The following is a 16,269-nucleotide window of genomic DNA, read 5'->3' as shown; positions in this document are numbered from 1 at the left end:
CGTGTCCGCACGGTCGGTCCACAGTGACGGGAGCGCGAGGATGACACAGCAGCAGACCGGCCTCGTCCTGCCGAGGTACGAGCCCGCCACCGGGGCCCATCCCCCGCTGGACTCGCCCGGCTACAAGTCGACCGGGTTGCGCTTCCCGCACGCCCCGCTCGTCGTGCTGCCCCAGCGGCTCACCGAAGTGACGGGACCGCTGCTCGGCGAGGAACGCATCGGCGAGCTCGACCACGACCTGACCCGCCAGCACCCGGGCGGCGAGGCGCTCGGCCAGCGGATCCTCGTGCACGGCAGGGTCCTGGAAAGCGACGGCCGGCCCGTCCCGAACACCCTGGTCGAGGTGTGGCAGGCCAACGCCGCCGGCCGCTACCGCCACGCTCTCGACACCTGGCCGGCGCCACTCGACCCGCACTTCACCGGCGCGGGTCGGGTGATGACCGACGCCGACGGACGGTACGAGTTCCTCACCATCAAGCCCGGCGCCTATCCGTGGCGCAACCACCCCAACGCCTGGCGGCCGGCGCACATCCATTTCTCGCTGTTCGGGCGGGCGTTCACGCAGCGGCTGGTGACGCAGATGTACTTCCCGGACGATCCGCTGTTCGGCCAGGACCCGATCTTTTTGTCCGTACGCGACGAGGGCGCGCGGCAGCGGATGGTCTCCCGCTATGACCACGACCGTACGACGCCGGAGTGGGCGCTCGCGTTCTCGTTCGACATCGTGCTGCGCGGCCGCGAGGCGACGCCGTTCGAGGAGGAGGACGAGGATGACGAGTGAGGCTGGATCCCTTACCCGGTGGGGGATCACGCCGTCGCAGACGGTCGGTCCGTACCTCTCCCTCGGCCTGCCGTGGTCCGACGGTTCGTACGTCGTCCCCGCCGGGACGCCTGATGCCATCCGGATCGGCGGCCAGGTCCTCGACGGCGCCGGCGTACCCGTCCCCGACGCGTTGGTCGAGACGTGGCAGGCCGATCCGGCCGGGCGCTTCGACCACCCCGACGACCCGCGCGGCGCGTGTCCACCCACCGTGCCGGGGTTCCGCGGCTTCGGCCGCAGCCCGACGGACACCGACGGCCGCTGGTGGGTGCTGACGGTCAAGCCGGGGCGCCTGCCGTGCCCGGACGGCGGTGTCGAGGCGCCGCACCTCACCGTGTCGGTTCTCGGCCGCGGGATGCTCGATCGGCTGGTGACCCGGATCTACTTCCCCGACGAGCAGGAAGCGAACGCCGCCGACCCGGTGCTCGCGGCGTTGCCGACCGCGGGCCGCGACACGCTGGTCGCCCGGAAGGACGAGGACGGGCTCCGCTTCGACGTCAGGCTGCAGGGTGCGAATGAGACCTGCTTCTTCGCGGTCTGACGGACCTGAGGTGCCCGGGTTGTTCGGTCCGCTGTTCGGGGACGCCGAGGTCGACGCGGCGGTGTCCGACGACGCCGTCCTGCAGGCGATGCTCGACGTGGAGAGTGCGCTCGCCCAAGCCGAGGCCGACGCGGAGCTGTTCCCCCGCGAGACGGCGGAGGCGATCTCCGCCGCGTGCGAGCCGCACCGTTTCGACATCACCCGCCTGGGCGAGGACGCCGAGGGCGCCGGCAATCCCGTCGTACCCCTCGTGCGCGCCCTCACTGCCCAGGTTCCCCCCGAGGCCCGGCCGTGGGTGCACCACGGCGCGACGAGCCAGGACATCCTCGACACCGCGTTCGTCCTCGTCGTGACGCGTGGCGTGGACATGCTGGTCCCGACGCTCGACGCGGCGGCCGCGGCCTGCGCGCGGCTGGTGGAGGAGCATCGCGGGACCCTCATGGTGGCGCGCACCCTCGGCCAGCAGGCGCTCCCGACGACGTTCGGACTCAAGGCAGCCGGTTGGCTGACGGGTCTCGATGTGGCCATGGACCGCCTGGCGAACGTACGCCGGAACCTCGCGGTCCAGCTCGGCGGCGCTGCCGGCACGCTCGCGGCGTTCGGTCCCACAAATGGGCTGACCGTCCTCGAACGGCTCGCCGCCCGGCTCGGCCTCGCCGTCCCCACGATTCCGTGGCACACGAACCGGCAACGTTGGCTCGACGTCGCGACCGCGCTCGGCGGCGTGGTGGCGGCCGCCGGCAAGGTCGCACTCGACGTCTCCCTCATGGCGCAGACCGAGGTCGGCGAGGTCGCCGAAGGCGGTGGTCGGGCGGTCGCGGATGTTGGTCCGGCGGCCACGGAAGGCGATCAGGCGGTCCAGGGAGGCGGGCGACACGGCGGGTCGTCGACGCTGCCGCACAAGCGCAACCCGGTCGATTCCGTTCTCATCCTCGCCGCGGCCCACCGCGTACCCGGCCTCGTGGCGACCCTCCACGCCACCGCCCTGCACGCACACGAACGCGCCACCGGCGCGTGGCACGCCGAGTGGGAACCACTCCGCGAGGTGGTCCGCCTGACCGGCTCGGCGACCGCCCGCACCCACCGGCTGGTCGGCGGACTGGAGGTCGACACCGACCGGATGCGGGCGAACCTCGACGCCACCGGCGGGCTCGTCATGGCGGAGAGTGTCGCCGCCCGCCTCGCCCCGGTGCTCGGGCATACCGCGGCACACGACCGGGTCGGCGAGCTGGCCCGCGCCGCCCTGCGTACCGGCACGCCCCTTCGTGACCACCTTCTCGCCGCCGACGACATCCGCCAGCACCTGACACCGGTCGACATCGACGAAGCCCTCGATCCGGTCGGCTGGCTGGGCTCGGCGGACGCCCTCATCGACCGGGCACTGGCCGCGCACCGCGAGCGGACGACGACGAAGGGATGACCGTGGACGGCAGCGGCACAGACGGCGCCCGTGACAGCGACCGCGACCGGGTGCGCTACGAGCAGGGCATGGCCGTACGCCGGGAGGTCCTGGGCGACGCCCATGTCGACCGGGCCATCGCGCGCACGGACGAGGTCACCGCGGACTTCCAGGACCTCATCACGCGGTACGCCTGGGGCGAGATCTGGTCCCGCCCGGGCCTCGACCGGCGTACCCGCAGCGTGATCACCCTCGCGATCCTCGCGACGTTGCACCACGACGACGAACTGGCGATGCACGTCCGGGCCGCCCGGCGTAACGGACTCGACCAGGCCGAGATCTCCGAGGTGCTGCTGCAGGTGGCCATCTACGCTGGGGTCCCGGCAGCCAACCGGGCCTTCGCGATCGCCCAGCGGGTTCTGCGGGAGGAGAAGGACGCGTGAGCGAGGAGAGCGAGACACCCGCGAGAGGGACGGAGTACGTCCAGTCCCTCGAACGCGGACTCGCCGTGATCCGTGCGTTCGATGCCGACCATCCGGAGCTGACGCTGTCGGAGGTCGCCCGGCTGACCGGGCTGACCCGCGCGGCCGCCCGACGGTTCCTGCTGACGCTGGTGGAGCTGGGTTACGTACGCACGGACGGTCGGCGGTTCGGCCTGCGGCCGCGGATCCTCGAACTGGGATACGCCTACCTGTCGAGCCTGTCGCTGCCCGAGGTCGCCGAGCCGCACATGGAGGAACTCGTCGCGCAGGTGCACGAGTCGTGCTCGGTCTCGGTGCTGGACGGTGACGAGGTCGTCTACGTCGCCCGCGTCCCGACCAAGCGGATCATGACGGTGGCGATCAGCGTGGGGACGCGGTTCCCTGCGTACGCCACGTCGATGGGGCGGGTACTGCTGGCGCATGCACCGGCCGAGTGGTTGGAGGAGTACCTCGCGACGGCCGAGCTCAAGCCCATCACCCGGCGGACGATCACCGATCCGGCGAAGCTGCGGAGCACGCTGGGGCGGATCCGTTCGCAGGGTTTCGCCGTGGTGGACCAGGAGCTGGAGGAGGGACTGCGGTCGATGGCGGTCCCGCTGCGCGACCCGAGCGGAACGGTCGTCGCCGCGATGAACGTCTCGGCCCGGGCCAGCCGGGGCAGCGCCGACACGATTCGCCGCGAGCTGCTCCCGCCGCTGCAGGCCGCCGCCCGCAAGGTGGAGGCTGACCTCGGTGCCCGCCCTGGTGGATGAGGGGACCCACCAACCAGCCCCTCATCCACACCAGGGGTTGCTTCACGGGTGGGAGGTTAGGCTAACCTTACCGCGTGCACGATGACGGTGAGCAGCTCCCGCGCGCCACCACCCTCGGGTTGCGTGGGGTGGACCTCCACCTCGGCTACCACGGACACCAGGTCGTCGACGGTGCCTCGATCCGCCTGCACGCCGGCGAGGTCACCGCACTTGTCGGGCCCAACGGCAGCGGCAAGTCCACGCTCCTGCGTTCGCTGGCACGGCTGCACCATCCCACGTCGGGACAGGTCCTCCTCGAGGGCGATACCGACGCCCTCGCCCTGTCGGCGAAGGAGTTCGCCCGAAGGGTCACGCTGCTCGCCCAGACGCATCCGACTCCGACCGGAATCAGCGTGCGCGACGTCGTGGGCTACGGCCGGCACCCTTACCGCGGTCGCTGGCGTACGCATGACCCGGAAGGGCCCGCCGCCATCGCCTGGGCCATGGAGGTCACCGGCACCGCGGGCATGGCCGACCGCGCGGTCGACGAACTCTCCGGCGGTGAGCTCCAGCGCGTCTGGCTCGCCACGTCCCTCGCCCAGCAGACCGGCGTCCTGTTGCTCGACGAACCGACGACGTTTCTCGACCTGCGCTACCAGATGGAGATCCTCGACCTGCTGCGTGACCTGGCCGACGCGCACGACGTCGCCATCGGGGTGGTCCTGCACGACCTCAACCATGCCGCCGAAGTCGCCGACCACGTGGTCCTGCTGGACGACGGCAGCGTCGCCGCCAGCGGCCCACCCGGCGAGGTGCTCACCGCCGAGCAGCTCTCCCAGACCTACGGCATCCGGATCGACGTACGCATCGACCCGGACACCCACCTGCTGACCACCCAGCCGGTCGGACGGCACACCCACCGAGCCCGGACATCTGTCTGAGCATCGCGAACCACACCGAAGGACTGTCATGACATCGCGTCGTACGCCCGTCACGGGTGTTCTCATCGCGCTCGTGTCGAGCGTGTTCCTGCTCGCCAGCTGCGGGACCACCGAGGAGGCCGCCGCCCCCGGCGACCGGACGACCCCGGCCGACAAGGCCGCACCCGTGTCCGTCACCGACTCCCGCGGCAAGAAGGTGACCCTGAAGGACGGGCCGGCGGAGCGGGTCATCGCCCTGGAGTGGAGCGAGGTCGAGGACCTCGTGACTCTCGGCGTCATGCCGGTCGGCATCGCCGACCCCAAGGGCTTCGCCACCTGGAACGCCGCCGTCCAGCTCGACGACTCCGTGAAGGACGTCGGCAGCCGGGGCGAGCCGAGCGTCGACTCGATCGTCGCCCTCGAGCCCGACGTCGTGATCGTGGAGCCCGACCGCGGCGAAGCGCTCATCCGGGTGTTGGAGGAGCAGGTGCCGGTGATCGTCATCGAGGGTAGCGACGCCAGCAACAACATCGCCCAGATGAAGGGGAACTTCACCCTCATCGCCAAGGCAGTGGGCAAGGAGGACAAGGCGGCGACGGTCGTCGCGGAGTTCGACGAGGCGCTCGCCGCCGGGCGGAAGAAGCTGGCCGCGGCCGGCGTCGCGGGCGAAGGGTTCGCCATGGCCGACGGCTGGATGGAGGGCAGCTCGGTCAGCATCCGGATGTTCGGAAAGGGCTCGCTGATGTCCGACATCGCAGAGGAGCTCGGCCTCGAGAACCAGTGGAAGGCCAAGGTCGACCCGACGTGGGGTCTCGGCCAGACCGACGTCGAGGGCCTCACCGCGCTGAAGGACGTGCACTTCTTCTACAGCGCCTCCGAGGACGACGTCTTCGCCGAAGGTCTCGCGGACAACGCGATCTGGACCTCGTTGCCCTTCGTCAAGGACAAGCAGCTCTACAAGCTCGACGACGGCACGTGGACCTTCGGCGGCCCGCGGTCCTGCATATCGTTCATCGACCAGGTAGTGAAGGCGCTCGCACCTTGACCCAGGTGGAACGCACCTCGCCGGCAGTCCCGGCAGGCCCGCCAGACGACCAGCGGCGGGCCACACCGGGCGGCCAGGCGACTGGTCCGCTGCGCCGCACCCGCGTCGCCGTCGTCGCCGTACTCGGTCTCGCCGCCGTCGCCGCGCTCAGCGTCGTCCATCTCGTCCAGGGCACGTCCGAGATCGGCGCCGGCGACCTGCTCAGGCTCGCCCTCGGGCAGGAGGACACCAACGCCTGGAACGTCCTCGTCGCCTCCCGGCTGCCCCGGCTGGCCGCCGGCCTGATCGTCGGCGTGGCCCTGGGCGTCGCCGGTGCCTCCCTCCAGTCACTGGTCCGCAACACGCTCGCCTCGCCGGACACGCTCGGCGTCAACGCCGGCGCCCACCTCATGGTGACCGCCGCCGCGGCGTTCGGGCTCTCACTGCCCGTCCTCCCGGCCGGTGGGCTCGCCTTCCTCGGCGGTCTCGGCGCGGCAGGCTTCGTCCTGCTGCTGTCCGCCGGCGGTGCGTCGGGACCGGCCCGACTGATCCTCGCCGGCTCCGCGACCGCGCTGGCCCTGGCGTCGCTCACCATGCTGCTGCTGTTGCTGTTCGAGGAGGAGACCAAGGGGCTCTTCGCCTGGGGCAGCGGGTCGTTGATCCAGGCGGACCTGAACGCGAGTACGCAGATGGCGCCGGTCCTGCTCGCCGGTGTCGCCGGTCTGCTGGTGCTCGGTCACCGACTCGACATCCTCTCCCTGGGCGATGACGCCGCCTCGGTGCTCGGCGTCGGCGTCCGGCGGACGCGCCTCATGGTGACCGTCCTGGCCGTCCTGCTGACGGCGGTCGCCGTGACGGTGGCGGGACCGATCGGCTTCGTCGGCCTGTGCGCGCCGGCGATCGTCCGACTGGCCGCTCCACTCGTGCCGGGGATCCTCCGCCACCGCGTGCTCCTTCCACTGGCAGGTGTCGCGGGGGCGCTCATCGTCATCGGTGCCGACGTCACGCTGCGGACGTTCATGGGCGGGCAGGGCGGCGTCGACATCCCGACGGGTGTCATCACCAGCATGGTCGGGGCCGCGGTGCTCGTCGGGCTGGCCCGCCGGCACCGTGACTCCGGGCCGACCAGGCAGCCACCGGCCGCACGGACGAAGGCCGGACGAAGCCGGTTGCGGTTCTGGGTGGTGTTGGGCACCGGCCTGGCCGCGGCGGTCGGAGCCGTCGTCGCCGGTGCGCTGCTCGGCGACACGCTGCTCCTCACCGGCGACATCGGCAACTGGCTCGCCGGTGTGGGCGGCCCGAAGACCAGCTTCGTCCTCGACACCCGACTTCCGCGGGTCGCCGCGGCCGTGCTGGCCGGTGTCGCCCTGGCGATCGCGGGCGTGACCGTCCAAGGTGTCTGCCGCAACCCCCTCGCCGAACCGGGCATCCTCGGCATCACGGCGGGTGCCGGCGTGGGTGCCGTGACCCTGCTGACCCTCGCGCCGCTGGCCGGCATCTGGCTGATGTCGGCGGCAGCGGGTGCGGGAGCGGTGGTGGCGTTCGCTCTCGTCTACGCGCTGGCCTGGCGCACCGGCCTGAACTCCGACCGGCTCGTCCTCATCGGCGTCGGCGTCTCGGCCGGCTTCGCCGCCCTCACCACGTTCATCATCGTCGCGACCGATCCGTGGAACACGTCGAAGGCGCTGATCTGGCTGTCCGGTTCGACCTACGGACGGACCTTCCCGCAGGTGCTGCCCCTCGTCATCGCGCTGGTGGTGCTGACGCCGTTGGTGTGTGTCGTCCGCCGGGACCTGGACCTCATGGCGCTCGACGACGACACGCCCCGCGTTCTTGGCGTACGGCTGGAACGCACCCGGCTGATCGCCCTCGCCGGCTCGGCCATCCTCACCTCGACCGCGGTGTCGGCGGTCGGCGTGGTGGGCTTCGTCGGCCTCGTCGCGCCGCACGCCGCCCGGGCGCTGGTCGGCGGCAGGCACGCCCGGGTCCTGCCCGTGGCGGCCGTGCTCGGCGCGCTGCTCGTCAGCCTCGCCGACACGATCGGGCGGTTCGTGATCGCACCCGCACAGATTCCGGCAGGGCTGCTGACGGCCCTGATCGGTACGCCGTACTTCGTCTGGCTGCTCTGGCGCTCCCGCGCCTGAGCAGCCGGAGCCTCCCCTCGCTCCCCACCCGAGCACGGTGCGTAGCCGGTCGGCGTACTCACCCGCGATCCGAGTAGTCCGACTCATGCGACCACCCGCCCACAACGACCAGGCTCGACACCCGTAGGTCTCTGCCCACTCTCGCAACGGAGACACGCTCATGGGTGCTCATGGCAAGCGGCGTGCGCCGAAGCCACGCAACGGCTGGAGGATCTCCAGGATGGTCGTCGCCAGCCTGATCGTGCTCGGCGGCCTGGTGTTCATCGGTGCGCTGATTCTCAGCGTGATCGTTTTCACCAACTTCGGGAGCAGCTGACGGCCCTGTGGCTACCCGGCCGAGCCCTCGTCCCGAGACGCTGTCGGCGAATCCGGAAGCGGAGTCGACAGCGCCTCGAGTCGCCGGCTGAGGCGTACTCTCCACACTCCCTTGCCGACCAGACGCGCAGGAATCCGGCGCAGCACGGGGATCCGTCCGGCCAGCGCGAGCGCGCGCGGCATCCGCACGGTGGCTCCCTCCTGGGCGGCCCTGTCCTGGGTTGCTCCCTCCTGGGCGGTCCCGGCGCGCAGCACGGGAGTCTGGAGCCGGTTCTGGATCGCCGACTGGAACGCCTGGACGATCCGGACCGGGATGGCGCGCCGGCGTTGGACCGAGCGGAGATGGTGTACGGAGACCCGGCCGTACCGCAGCGGCTCGACCAGGACGTTGGCCGCCACCACGGCGTCCTGGATGGCGAGGTTGATGCCCACGCCGGCGACCGGGGTCATGGCGTGCGCGGCGTCGCCGATGCAGAGCAGTCCGGGACGGTACCACCGGGGCAGCCGGTTGGACCGGATCGAGAGGGTCTTCACCTGGTCCCAGTCCGTGAGCTCGCCCACCCGGTCGGCGACCTCGGGCACAAGTCGCGCCAACGACCGGCGGAACGCCTCCAGCCCGGCGGCGCGGACCCTCTCCTGCGTGCCCTTGAGGATCAGGTAACCCACCTGCCAGTACGTGAACCGGTTGAGCAGGACGACGAACTCACCGGCGCCGATGCGTACCGACAGACCTTCCGGGTCGTCCTCTCGGCGGGAGATCCGGAACCACAACACGTCAAGAGGCGCGGAGTTGTCCCTCGGCCGCAACCCGGCGGCGGCCCGAAGCGTCGAGTCGCGCCCGTCGGCAGCCACGGTGAGCTCGGTGCGTACCTCGTGGTGGCCGCCGTCAGCACCCCGGTAACGCACCCCCATGACGCGGCCGCCGGCCTCAAGCAGACCCTCGACCTCGGCCTCCATCACCAGCCGGAAGTGCGGATAGCGCCGGGCCTCGGCCGTGATCAGGTCGAGAAAGTCCCACTGGGGTACGAACATGATGTACGGAAAGGGCGTCCGCAGCTGCGTCAGGTCGACCACCTGCGCCTCCTCGCCCCCCGCCCGCACGGTTGCGGTGGAGACCTTCGAGTGCGGCAGCGCGTGCACCTTCTCGGCAAGTCCCAGCTGGTCCATCAGCTCCAGCGTCGACGGGTGCAGGGTGTCGCCCCGGAAGTCCCGCAGGAAGTCGGCATGCTTCTCGAGCACGACGACGTCGACGCCTGCCCGGGCGAGCAACAGGCCGAGCATCGCGCCGGCCGGCCCGCATCCGGCAATACAGCAGCTCACCCGCGAGGACTGCCCAGTACTGGCGTACGCAAACGTTCCAGGCCAACGTCTGTGGGTATGGGACCGGGCGGGGGTGAGGCGATGCACGCCGTCGTGCTCAACTGCACGCTCAAGCCGTCTCCGCAGCCGTCCAACACCGCGTTGCTCGCCCAGGTCGTCGTCGACGAGCTCGAACGCCTCTGCGTCAGCGTGGAGGTCGCCAGGGTCGTCGACCTGCGGATCCCGCCCGGCGTCGAGACGGACCTGGGCGAGGGCGACGACTGGCCACGCCTGCACGGTCTGTTGCTGCGGTCGGCGATCCTCGTCATCGCGAGCCCGACGTGGCTCGGCCGACCGTCGTCGATCGCCCAACGGGTCCTCGAACGCATGGACGCGATGCTGTCCGAGACCGACTCGGAGGGCCGGCCGGTCGCGTACAACCGGGTCGCCGGGGTCGTCGTCACCGGCAACGAGGACGGTGCACACCACGTGATCAGCGAGATCGCGGGTGCTCTCGTGGACCTCGGTTACACGGTGCCCGGCCAGGCGTGGACCTACTGGAACGCGGGACCGGGGCCTGGTCCGTCGTATGCCGACACCGCCCACGGGCACGCCTGGTCGGAGCGGACGGGACGGACGATGGCGCGCAACCTGCACGCCGTCGCCCAGGCGATGTCGGGAGCGCCGATGTCCGCGCCGCCGAGCGAGTGAGGGCTGATCGTCGCCGTAAGCCGGAGCGGACGCAGCTGCATTCGGTGCTGTCCGGTCGTACGAACAAGGACTTCGAAGACGACTGAAGGCCCACCCCAGCCTGCTCATTCGGGTTGGCAGTGCGGGCACCAGACGGTGGTGCGGCCGCCCACCCTGCTTCGGCGAAGCGGGGTGCCGCAGCGCGGGCACGGGGCGTCCTCGTCGTCGCGCCAGCCGGTGAGCCACCGGGCGTAGCCGGGGACGCGACCGCGATCGATCGACTGCCGAAGGACGTTCCGCATCTGGCGGTACAGGCGGTGGCGGTCGGCGCGCGTCAGGTCGCTCGTCGACCGGCGCGGCTGCAGGCGGGCCCGCCAGAGGATCTCGTCGACCAGCAGGTTGCCGAGACCGGCGAGCACGGCCTGGTCCATGAGGGCGGGTTTGAGTTGCCGGCGTACGCCTGCCAGGGCCTGGTCGAAGTCCTCCGCCGAGACCGTCCACGCGTCGGGCCCGAGCCGCGACAGGAGCAGCTCGAGCGCGCCATCGGCCTGGACGAGTCGGATGCCGTGTAACTTGCGGAGGTCGCGATAGCGCAGTTCACCCTCGGCGAAGCAGAAGACGACCCGGTCGTCGCGATGGCGCGGCTCGTCGTGGAGTCGGCTGGTCCAGACGAGACCGCCGGTCATGCCGAAGTGGAAGATCACGGTGGGATCGCGCGAACGGTGCCTCTGGCCGGGCGTTCGCAGCGGCGCCATCAGCCATTTGCCGTGCCGGTCCGGGTTCGCGAACATCCGCCCGCGCGTCGCGTCGTCAAGTGCTGGGGGGTTCGTGTCGCGGAGTACGCCAGGATCCTCGACCGTGACGGCCTGGATCCGGCGCCCGGTCGCGTGTTCGGCCAGAATTCTCCGGAACCCCTCGACGTCAGGAAGCTCAGGCACTCCTCAAGCCTTCCACCCCCGCGCCGTCCTGCGCCGCACACAAGGGACCTCCGGGATGCCGACAACACGTGGGGCTTGTCGTCCCGGAGGCCCAGTGGCGTCAGGCGTCAGAACCAGTAGCGCCGGCCTCCCACCGGACGGCCAACCGCGCCGAGGATCCAGAAGATGACGCCGATGACAAGCAAGATCACTCCGATGGTCCACAGAATGGAGATTCCGAGGACGAACCCGAGGACCAGCAAGATGATACCGAGAATGATCACCGCACACCCCTTATGCGTTGGGGACGGGCCTCCGGGCTCTCGAGGCCCGAAAACCACGTTAGGTGTTCTGCGGGTTCCCCGGGCGCGTTTGAGCTATACATAAACCTTCCTGGTAACAGAAAACGCCCCGGACTCGGCCTGCCGACACATCAACCAGGACGAGCATTGCAATCCCGACGTTCTTCCCGTCCTCGCCCTTATTCCTTTTTCGACGCACGGATCAGCCGGGCCGCGCGCTCGGCGACCCGCTCGCGGAGCTCAGGTGGGTCGAGGATCTCGAAGTCGCCGGGTATCCGGCACACGAAGTCGACGAGCGGCCCCCATTCGACTGACCCGACCCGCAGGATGGACGTCTGCTCGTCACCGCGTTCGACGACACCGATGCTCGCCGGAAAGCACCGCACGGCCGTGTCGTAGTCGGAGTGCAGCAGGATCCGGGCCTCGATGTCGTACGGCGCGATCCCCGTCCCCTCGGCAACATGCGCAACGGGATCAGGCGGATCGTCGAACGTGTAGTGGTGCCCGGTGAGCGACGGCCCGGCCACCCGGTCGATCCGGAACGTCCGCCACGCGTCACGGTCACGGTCACGCGCGACGAGGTACCACCGGCGGCCGGTGTGCACGATCCGGTACGGCTCCACCGAGCGCTGCGTCGCGCGGCCCTGATGGTCGGAGTAGGTGAACCGCAGACCTTCGCCCCGACGGCACCCGGTCGCCACGACGCTGAGGACGTCCGGGTCGACGATCGGAACCTGCGGCCCAGGAAGCCGGATCGTGCTTGCCTGCAAGGCCTTCACCCGTTCGCGCAGGCGTACCGGCAGGACATCTTCGAGTTTCGCCAGTGCCGCCGCCGCTGCTTCGTCGACGCCGGAGATGGTGGTCGTGGTGGTGCTGCGCAGTCCCACCACGATCGCCACCGCTTCGTCGTCGTCGAGCAGCAGTGGCGGTAGCCGTCCCCCGGCGCCCAGCCGGTAGCCACCACCGACGCCCGGGTCGGCATCGACCGGATAGCCGAGCGAGCGCAGCCGGGCGACATCGCGGCGGAGCGTGCGGGTGGTCACCCCGACCCTGGCGGCGAGTTCCTCGCCGGGCCAGTGCGGACGAACCTGTAGCAACGACAGGAGCCGCAGGAGTCGCTCAGCGGTGTCCATGCTCGACTTGCTCGACCTGCTCGACCTGCTCGACCTGCTCGACTCTGACCACGGCGTTGTAGTCCGGGATCCTCGCCTGCGGCGACCGTCGGGACCGGTCGAGCAGCACCTCGCCTTCCGGCCAGTGCACCTGGAGGTTGCCAGGAGCGATGGGCGCCCGGAGCACCCGGCCGGAGAGGGTTCCTGCGGCGCTGCGCAGCACGATCGGATCGCCGTCGGAAAGTCCGAGCCGGTCGGCGTCATCGGGATTCATCAGGACCGCCTCGCGCTCGGCGCCGGTGAGGGCGTCCCTGCGTTCCTGGACCATGCTGTTGAACTGCTTGCCACGCCGAGTGGCGACGACGAACGTGCCATCCGGCCGGGACAGGTCGGGCAACCCGACCGTGGAGAAGTGTGCGCGACCATCGTCGGTCGGGAACTCCCAGTCCGCGCACAGGTGCGGACCGCCGTACTGGACCGCGTCGCCGAAGGCGTTCAGCTTCTCTATCCCCGCGTAGAGCGGGACCGCGGCGGCGATCTGCCGCCGGAGGGCGGGTGTTCCGTCGAAACGGACTGCCTCGGCGATCTCCGGACGGGTCCGCGCGGCCAACTCGCCGAAGATGCGGTACTCCGGCCACGCCTCCTCGATCCGTGGACCGCGGATCTCCGGGGAGAAGATGATGCGTCGTTCGGTCGACGTCTCGGTGACTCCGCCGACCATCTCGTACCTCGTCTGCGCTGGCAGCACCAGCACGGTCTCGGCCGGGTCGACCAGCATCTGGCTCGACAGGCAGATGTCGATGTGGATCCGCAGCGGAATGCGCGCAAGCGCTTCGTGACAGTAGTCCGGGTCGGGCAGCACCTCGAGGAAGTTGCCACCGGAGCTGATCAGCACGTCCAACTCGCGCCGGTGGGCGGCGTCGATCATGTCCGTCGCTGTCAACCCAGGCTTGCTCGGGACTTCGAAACCCCACAGGTCGGAGAACTTCGCCGCCGCCTCAGCAGTGATCGGCTCTCCGCCCGGCAGGACCGTGGAGTACGCACCCATCTCGGCGCCACCCTGGACGCCGGAGTGCCCCCGGATCGGCATCAGGCCACACTTGTCCCGGCCGACGAAACCCTTCGTCAGACCGAGGTTGATGAGTGCGCGTACGTTGTCCTCGCCGTGTTCGTGCTGGGTGACGCCCATGCTCCACACGAAGACGGCCGTCTTGGCATGGTGCAGCATCTCCGCGAGCGCGCGCATCTCCGCACGTGACGTGCCCGCCGTGGCTTCGAGGTCCTCCCAGGACTGGCCGTCCAGCGTCGCCACCAGGTCGGCGTAGCCCGTCGTGTGGTGGTCGACGAAGTTTCGGTCGATCCAGGAGTTGTCGATCATGTGCTTGGCGACACCGTTGAGAAAGCCGATGTCACCGCCGACGTTGATACCGAAGAACCGGTCGGTGATCTTGGTGCCGAAGACCGCACTCTCGATGTTGGACGGCACCCAGTAGCGTTCCATGCCGGGTTCACGGTAGGGATTGATGCACACGATCCGGGTGCCGGCCTTCTTCGCGTGGTAGAGGTATTTCATCGCGACCGGCTGGTTGTTCGCGACATTGGATCCGACGAAGACGATCAGATCACTGCCGATCCAGTCGGAGTACGAACACGTGGTGGCCGCGACACCGAGCGCCTCCTTGAGGCCGAACGTGCTCGGCGAGTGGCAGATCCGGGCCGCATTGTCGATGGAGTTGCCGCCGAGCGCCCGGATCGCCTTCTGGGCGGCGAAGTAGTTCTCGTTCGGCGTCCCGCGGCTCGTCAGGTAGGCGCCGAACCTGTCCGGGCTGGTGTCGCGGAGCTTGCCGGCCGCGAGGTCGAGCGCTTCGTCCCAGGAGATCCGGCTGAACCCGGGGTCCCCCGGACGGCGGATCAGCGGGAACGGAATCCTGCCGAGCTCGCGCAGCCGGGCGCTCCTCATCCCGGCCAGCGCACCGGCGTCGGCGACGGTGGCCGCGTCGAACGCCGGCATGGTGTTGAGCCGGAGCAGCCGGAGCCGGACGTTGCACAGATGGACCTCGCGCATCGTCCAGTCACGGATCCCCTTGGTGCCGAGGGCACAGCCGTCACAGGTGCCCTCACGCAGGATGCGCCACGCATAGCCCAGCTGGTCGCGGTTGTCCCCGATCGCCTTGGTGATCTCCCGGTAGTTGTTGGGCCGCCCTTCACCGATGCCCAACGGCTTCAGGCTGGCCCAGTTGGCGGGATCGATCCACTTCTCGCGCCTACGCATCGGCACTCCTCGGGCCTGGCGGCGGGAACATCGCCCTCCGAGGGTAGCTGGCCTCAGGACGCGAACCGGCCCGGGGATCTTCGCGAGAACGCCTTCAGCCCGGCGCCCAGCAGCCTGGCCACGATGACGAACGCCGTGGTGTGGCCGGTCCGGTCAATCGGGTGAGGTCACGCATGAGCGACATTTGCCCCATGAGCGGGTCTGTTGTGCCTCGGCCCGATCTCGTAGGTGGGGATTCGTCTGCATCGTGGTGGCGTTCGGAGATACCCGTGCCCACAAGCCAGCCAAGCGGGCGAAGGTCCCCCACAAATCCCCCCGCTCGCCTCTTCACTTGATCCGTCCCATGCGATGCCCTGAAGAGGCGAGGTGGTGCCGGATGGTGCCCAGATGCCTTGTGCGCCAAGCCAGGAGGAGAGGCGGTCACAGTGACATCGTTGTCGAAACATGGATCGACACGTGGGAGTGGACTGTTCTCGCGGGTCGAGGAGGAGCTTCTCCCGAAGCCATTTCTCAGGCAGTTCACCGGTCGGCAGGCCATTCGCGTGGAGGACTACAGCGACGAGGGACAGTACGTACTGCGGGCGGAGTTGCCTGGTATCGATCCCACGAAGGACGTCGACATCTCGGTGGCGAACGGCACCCTGACCATGCGGGTCGAACGTCGCGAGGTGAAAAAGGACGTGAACCGCTCGGAGTTCCGCTACGGCACGTTCCAACGCTCCGTCCAACTTCCCCGTGGAGCTGACGAGGAAGACGTGCGGGCGACGTATGACGACGGGATTCTCGAGGTCCGCGTGGGCGTGAGAGACGGCGAAGAGCAAGCGCCGGCAAGACACATCCCGATCAGCAGAGGGTGATCCGAAGGGGGTCCTCATGACAAAGGCACGCGACATCATGCACGTCGGCGTCGAATGTGTCGGGGAGCACGAGACGTTGGACAACGCGGCGCGCCGCATGCGTGACCTCGACGTCGGCGCTCTCCCGATCTGCGGTGACGACGATCGACTGAAAGGAATTCTCACCGATCGCGACATCGTGCTGAAGTGTGTCGCCACCGGTGGCAACCCGGCCGACATGACCGCGGGCGAACTCGCGCAGGGCACTCCGCACACGATCGACGCCGAAAGCGACGTCGATCAGGTGCTCCACCTCATGGAGGAACACCGGGTCCGCCGGGTGCCCGTCCTGGAGAACCGCCGGCTGGTCGGGATAATCGCCGAGGCGGACCTGGGGCGGAATCTTCCAGAGGACAGGGTCGGTCACTTCGTCGAGACCATCTGCGCCGACGCGTAGCGGCGCGA

16 protein-coding genes are annotated in these 16,269 nt (G+C 69.8%); 11 read left to right on the top strand and 5 right to left on the bottom strand.

Annotation, left to right across the window (positions count from 1 at the left end):
• Positions 1 to 40: 40 nt before the first annotated feature.
• From pcaH to ABN034_RS08295, 8 genes are all read left to right on the top strand, one after another.
• A complete protein-coding gene (gene pcaH / locus ABN034_RS08330) occupies positions 41 to 781 on the top strand; it encodes a protocatechuate 3,4-dioxygenase subunit beta (protein WP_349690410.1) in 741 nt (246 codons plus the stop codon).
• Positions 771 to 1,361: a protocatechuate 3,4-dioxygenase subunit alpha gene (gene pcaG, locus ABN034_RS08325; protein ID WP_349690409.1), complete on the top strand. Its 591-nt coding sequence runs from the start codon at positions 771 to 773 to the stop codon at positions 1,359 to 1,361. The genes pcaH and pcaG overlap by 11 nt, the downstream gene beginning before the upstream one ends.
• A gap of 10 nt (positions 1,362 to 1,371) precedes the next feature.
• Positions 1,372 to 2,781: a class-II fumarase/aspartase family protein gene (locus ABN034_RS08320; protein ID WP_349690408.1), complete on the top strand. Its 1,410-nt coding sequence runs from the start codon at positions 1,372 to 1,374 to the stop codon at positions 2,779 to 2,781.
• Positions 2,778 to 3,203 carry a 4-carboxymuconolactone decarboxylase gene (pcaC, locus tag ABN034_RS08315; protein WP_349690407.1) on the top strand — a complete coding sequence of 142 codons (426 nt, stop codon included), beginning with the start codon at positions 2,778 to 2,780 and terminating at the stop codon, positions 3,201 to 3,203. The genes ABN034_RS08320 and pcaC overlap by 4 nt, the downstream gene beginning before the upstream one ends.
• Complete coding sequence (locus ABN034_RS08310) at positions 3,200 to 3,994, top strand: IclR family transcriptional regulator (RefSeq protein WP_349690406.1); 795 nt, start codon at positions 3,200 to 3,202, stop codon at positions 3,992 to 3,994. The genes pcaC and ABN034_RS08310 overlap by 4 nt, the downstream gene beginning before the upstream one ends.
• A gap of 74 nt (positions 3,995 to 4,068) precedes the next feature.
• Positions 4,069 to 4,914, top strand: a complete 846-nt coding sequence (locus tag ABN034_RS08305; protein ID WP_349690405.1) for an ABC transporter ATP-binding protein — start codon at positions 4,069 to 4,071, stop codon at positions 4,912 to 4,914.
• A gap of 28 nt (positions 4,915 to 4,942) precedes the next feature.
• Positions 4,943 to 5,938 carry an ABC transporter substrate-binding protein gene (locus ABN034_RS08300; RefSeq protein ID WP_349690404.1) on the top strand — a complete coding sequence of 332 codons (996 nt, stop codon included), beginning with the start codon at positions 4,943 to 4,945 and terminating at the stop codon, positions 5,936 to 5,938.
• 5 nt (positions 5,939 to 5,943) lie between these two features.
• Complete coding sequence (locus tag ABN034_RS08295; protein ID WP_349690403.1) at positions 5,944 to 8,061, top strand: iron ABC transporter permease; 2,118 nt, start codon at positions 5,944 to 5,946, stop codon at positions 8,059 to 8,061.
• Positions 8,062 to 8,388: 327 nt separating this feature from the next.
• Here the strand turns inward: ABN034_RS08295 and ABN034_RS08290 are convergent, their stop codons facing one another.
• The gene (locus ABN034_RS08290) at positions 8,389 to 9,696 is read right to left on the bottom strand and encodes an FAD-dependent oxidoreductase (RefSeq protein WP_349690402.1); all 1,308 of its coding nucleotides are present in this window, start codon (positions 9,694 to 9,696) and stop codon (positions 8,389 to 8,391) included.
• Positions 9,697 to 9,777: 81 nt separating this feature from the next.
• Here ABN034_RS08290 and ABN034_RS08285 point away from each other — a divergent pair, with 81 nt between their 5' ends.
• Entirely contained in the window at positions 9,778 to 10,386 is a 609-nt protein-coding gene (locus ABN034_RS08285; RefSeq protein ID WP_349690401.1) for a flavodoxin family protein, read from the top strand.
• 104 nt (positions 10,387 to 10,490) lie between these two features.
• Here the strand turns inward: ABN034_RS08285 and ABN034_RS08280 are convergent, their stop codons facing one another.
• From ABN034_RS08280 to ABN034_RS08265, 4 genes are all read right to left on the bottom strand, one after another.
• Positions 10,491 to 11,303 carry an Fpg/Nei family DNA glycosylase gene (locus ABN034_RS08280; protein WP_349690400.1) on the bottom strand — a complete coding sequence of 271 codons (813 nt, stop codon included), beginning with the start codon at positions 11,301 to 11,303 and terminating at the stop codon, positions 10,491 to 10,493.
• Between the two features lie 107 nt (positions 11,304 to 11,410).
• Positions 11,411 to 11,566: a DUF6131 family protein gene (locus ABN034_RS08275; protein ID WP_349330230.1), complete on the bottom strand. Its 156-nt coding sequence runs from the start codon at positions 11,564 to 11,566 to the stop codon at positions 11,411 to 11,413.
• A gap of 197 nt (positions 11,567 to 11,763) precedes the next feature.
• Positions 11,764 to 12,717: a helix-turn-helix transcriptional regulator gene (locus tag ABN034_RS08270; protein WP_349690399.1), complete on the bottom strand. Its 954-nt coding sequence runs from the start codon at positions 12,715 to 12,717 to the stop codon at positions 11,764 to 11,766.
• Complete coding sequence (locus ABN034_RS08265; protein ID WP_349690398.1) at positions 12,704 to 14,968, bottom strand: FdhF/YdeP family oxidoreductase; 2,265 nt, start codon at positions 14,966 to 14,968, stop codon at positions 12,704 to 12,706. Before ABN034_RS08265 ends, ABN034_RS08270 begins: the two co-directional genes overlap by 14 nt.
• A 434-nt stretch (positions 14,969 to 15,402) precedes the next feature.
• Here ABN034_RS08265 and ABN034_RS08260 point away from each other — a divergent pair, with 434 nt between their 5' ends.
• A complete protein-coding gene (locus ABN034_RS08260) occupies positions 15,403 to 15,825 on the top strand; it encodes an Hsp20/alpha crystallin family protein (RefSeq protein WP_349690397.1) in 423 nt (140 codons plus the stop codon).
• Positions 15,826 to 15,841: 16 nt separating this feature from the next.
• Positions 15,842 to 16,261 (top strand): CBS domain-containing protein, encoded by a 420-nt coding sequence (locus tag ABN034_RS08255; RefSeq protein ID WP_349690396.1) that lies wholly within the window; start codon positions 15,842 to 15,844, stop codon positions 16,259 to 16,261.
• Positions 16,262 to 16,269: the final 8 nt, after the last annotated feature.

Origin of the sequence: Actinopolymorpha sp. B11F2 (genome assembly GCF_040195635.1) — a bacterium.
GTDB lineage: Bacteria > Actinomycetota > Actinomycetes > Propionibacteriales > Actinopolymorphaceae > Thermasporomyces.
Note: the sequence above shows the minus strand (reverse complement) of the source record. Positions and strands in the feature narration are given on the sequence as shown.

Bases quoted from the DNA above. Each gene is read 5' to 3' on its own strand.
- pcaH (WP_349690410.1), top strand. From the start codon at position 41: ATGACACAGCAGCAGACCGGCCTCGTCCTGCCGAGGTACGAGCCCGCC.
- pcaG (WP_349690409.1), top strand. From the start codon at position 771: ATGACGAGTGAGGCTGGATCCCTTACCCGGTGGGGGATCACGCCGTCG.
- pcaC (WP_349690407.1), top strand. From the start codon at position 2,778: ATGACCGTGGACGGCAGCGGCACAGACGGCGCCCGTGACAGCGACCGC.
- ABN034_RS08300 (WP_349690404.1), top strand. From the start codon at position 4,943: ATGACATCGCGTCGTACGCCCGTCACGGGTGTTCTCATCGCGCTCGTG.
- ABN034_RS08285 (WP_349690401.1), top strand. From the start codon at position 9,778: ATGCACGCCGTCGTGCTCAACTGCACGCTCAAGCCGTCTCCGCAGCCG.
- ABN034_RS08270 (WP_349690399.1), bottom strand. From the start codon at position 12,717: ATGGACACCGCTGAGCGACTCCTGCGGCTCCTGTCGTTGCTACAGGTT.
- ABN034_RS08265 (WP_349690398.1), bottom strand. From the start codon at position 14,968: ATGCGTAGGCGCGAGAAGTGGATCGATCCCGCCAACTGGGCCAGCCTG.
- ABN034_RS08255 (WP_349690396.1), top strand. From the start codon at position 15,842: ATGACAAAGGCACGCGACATCATGCACGTCGGCGTCGAATGTGTCGGG.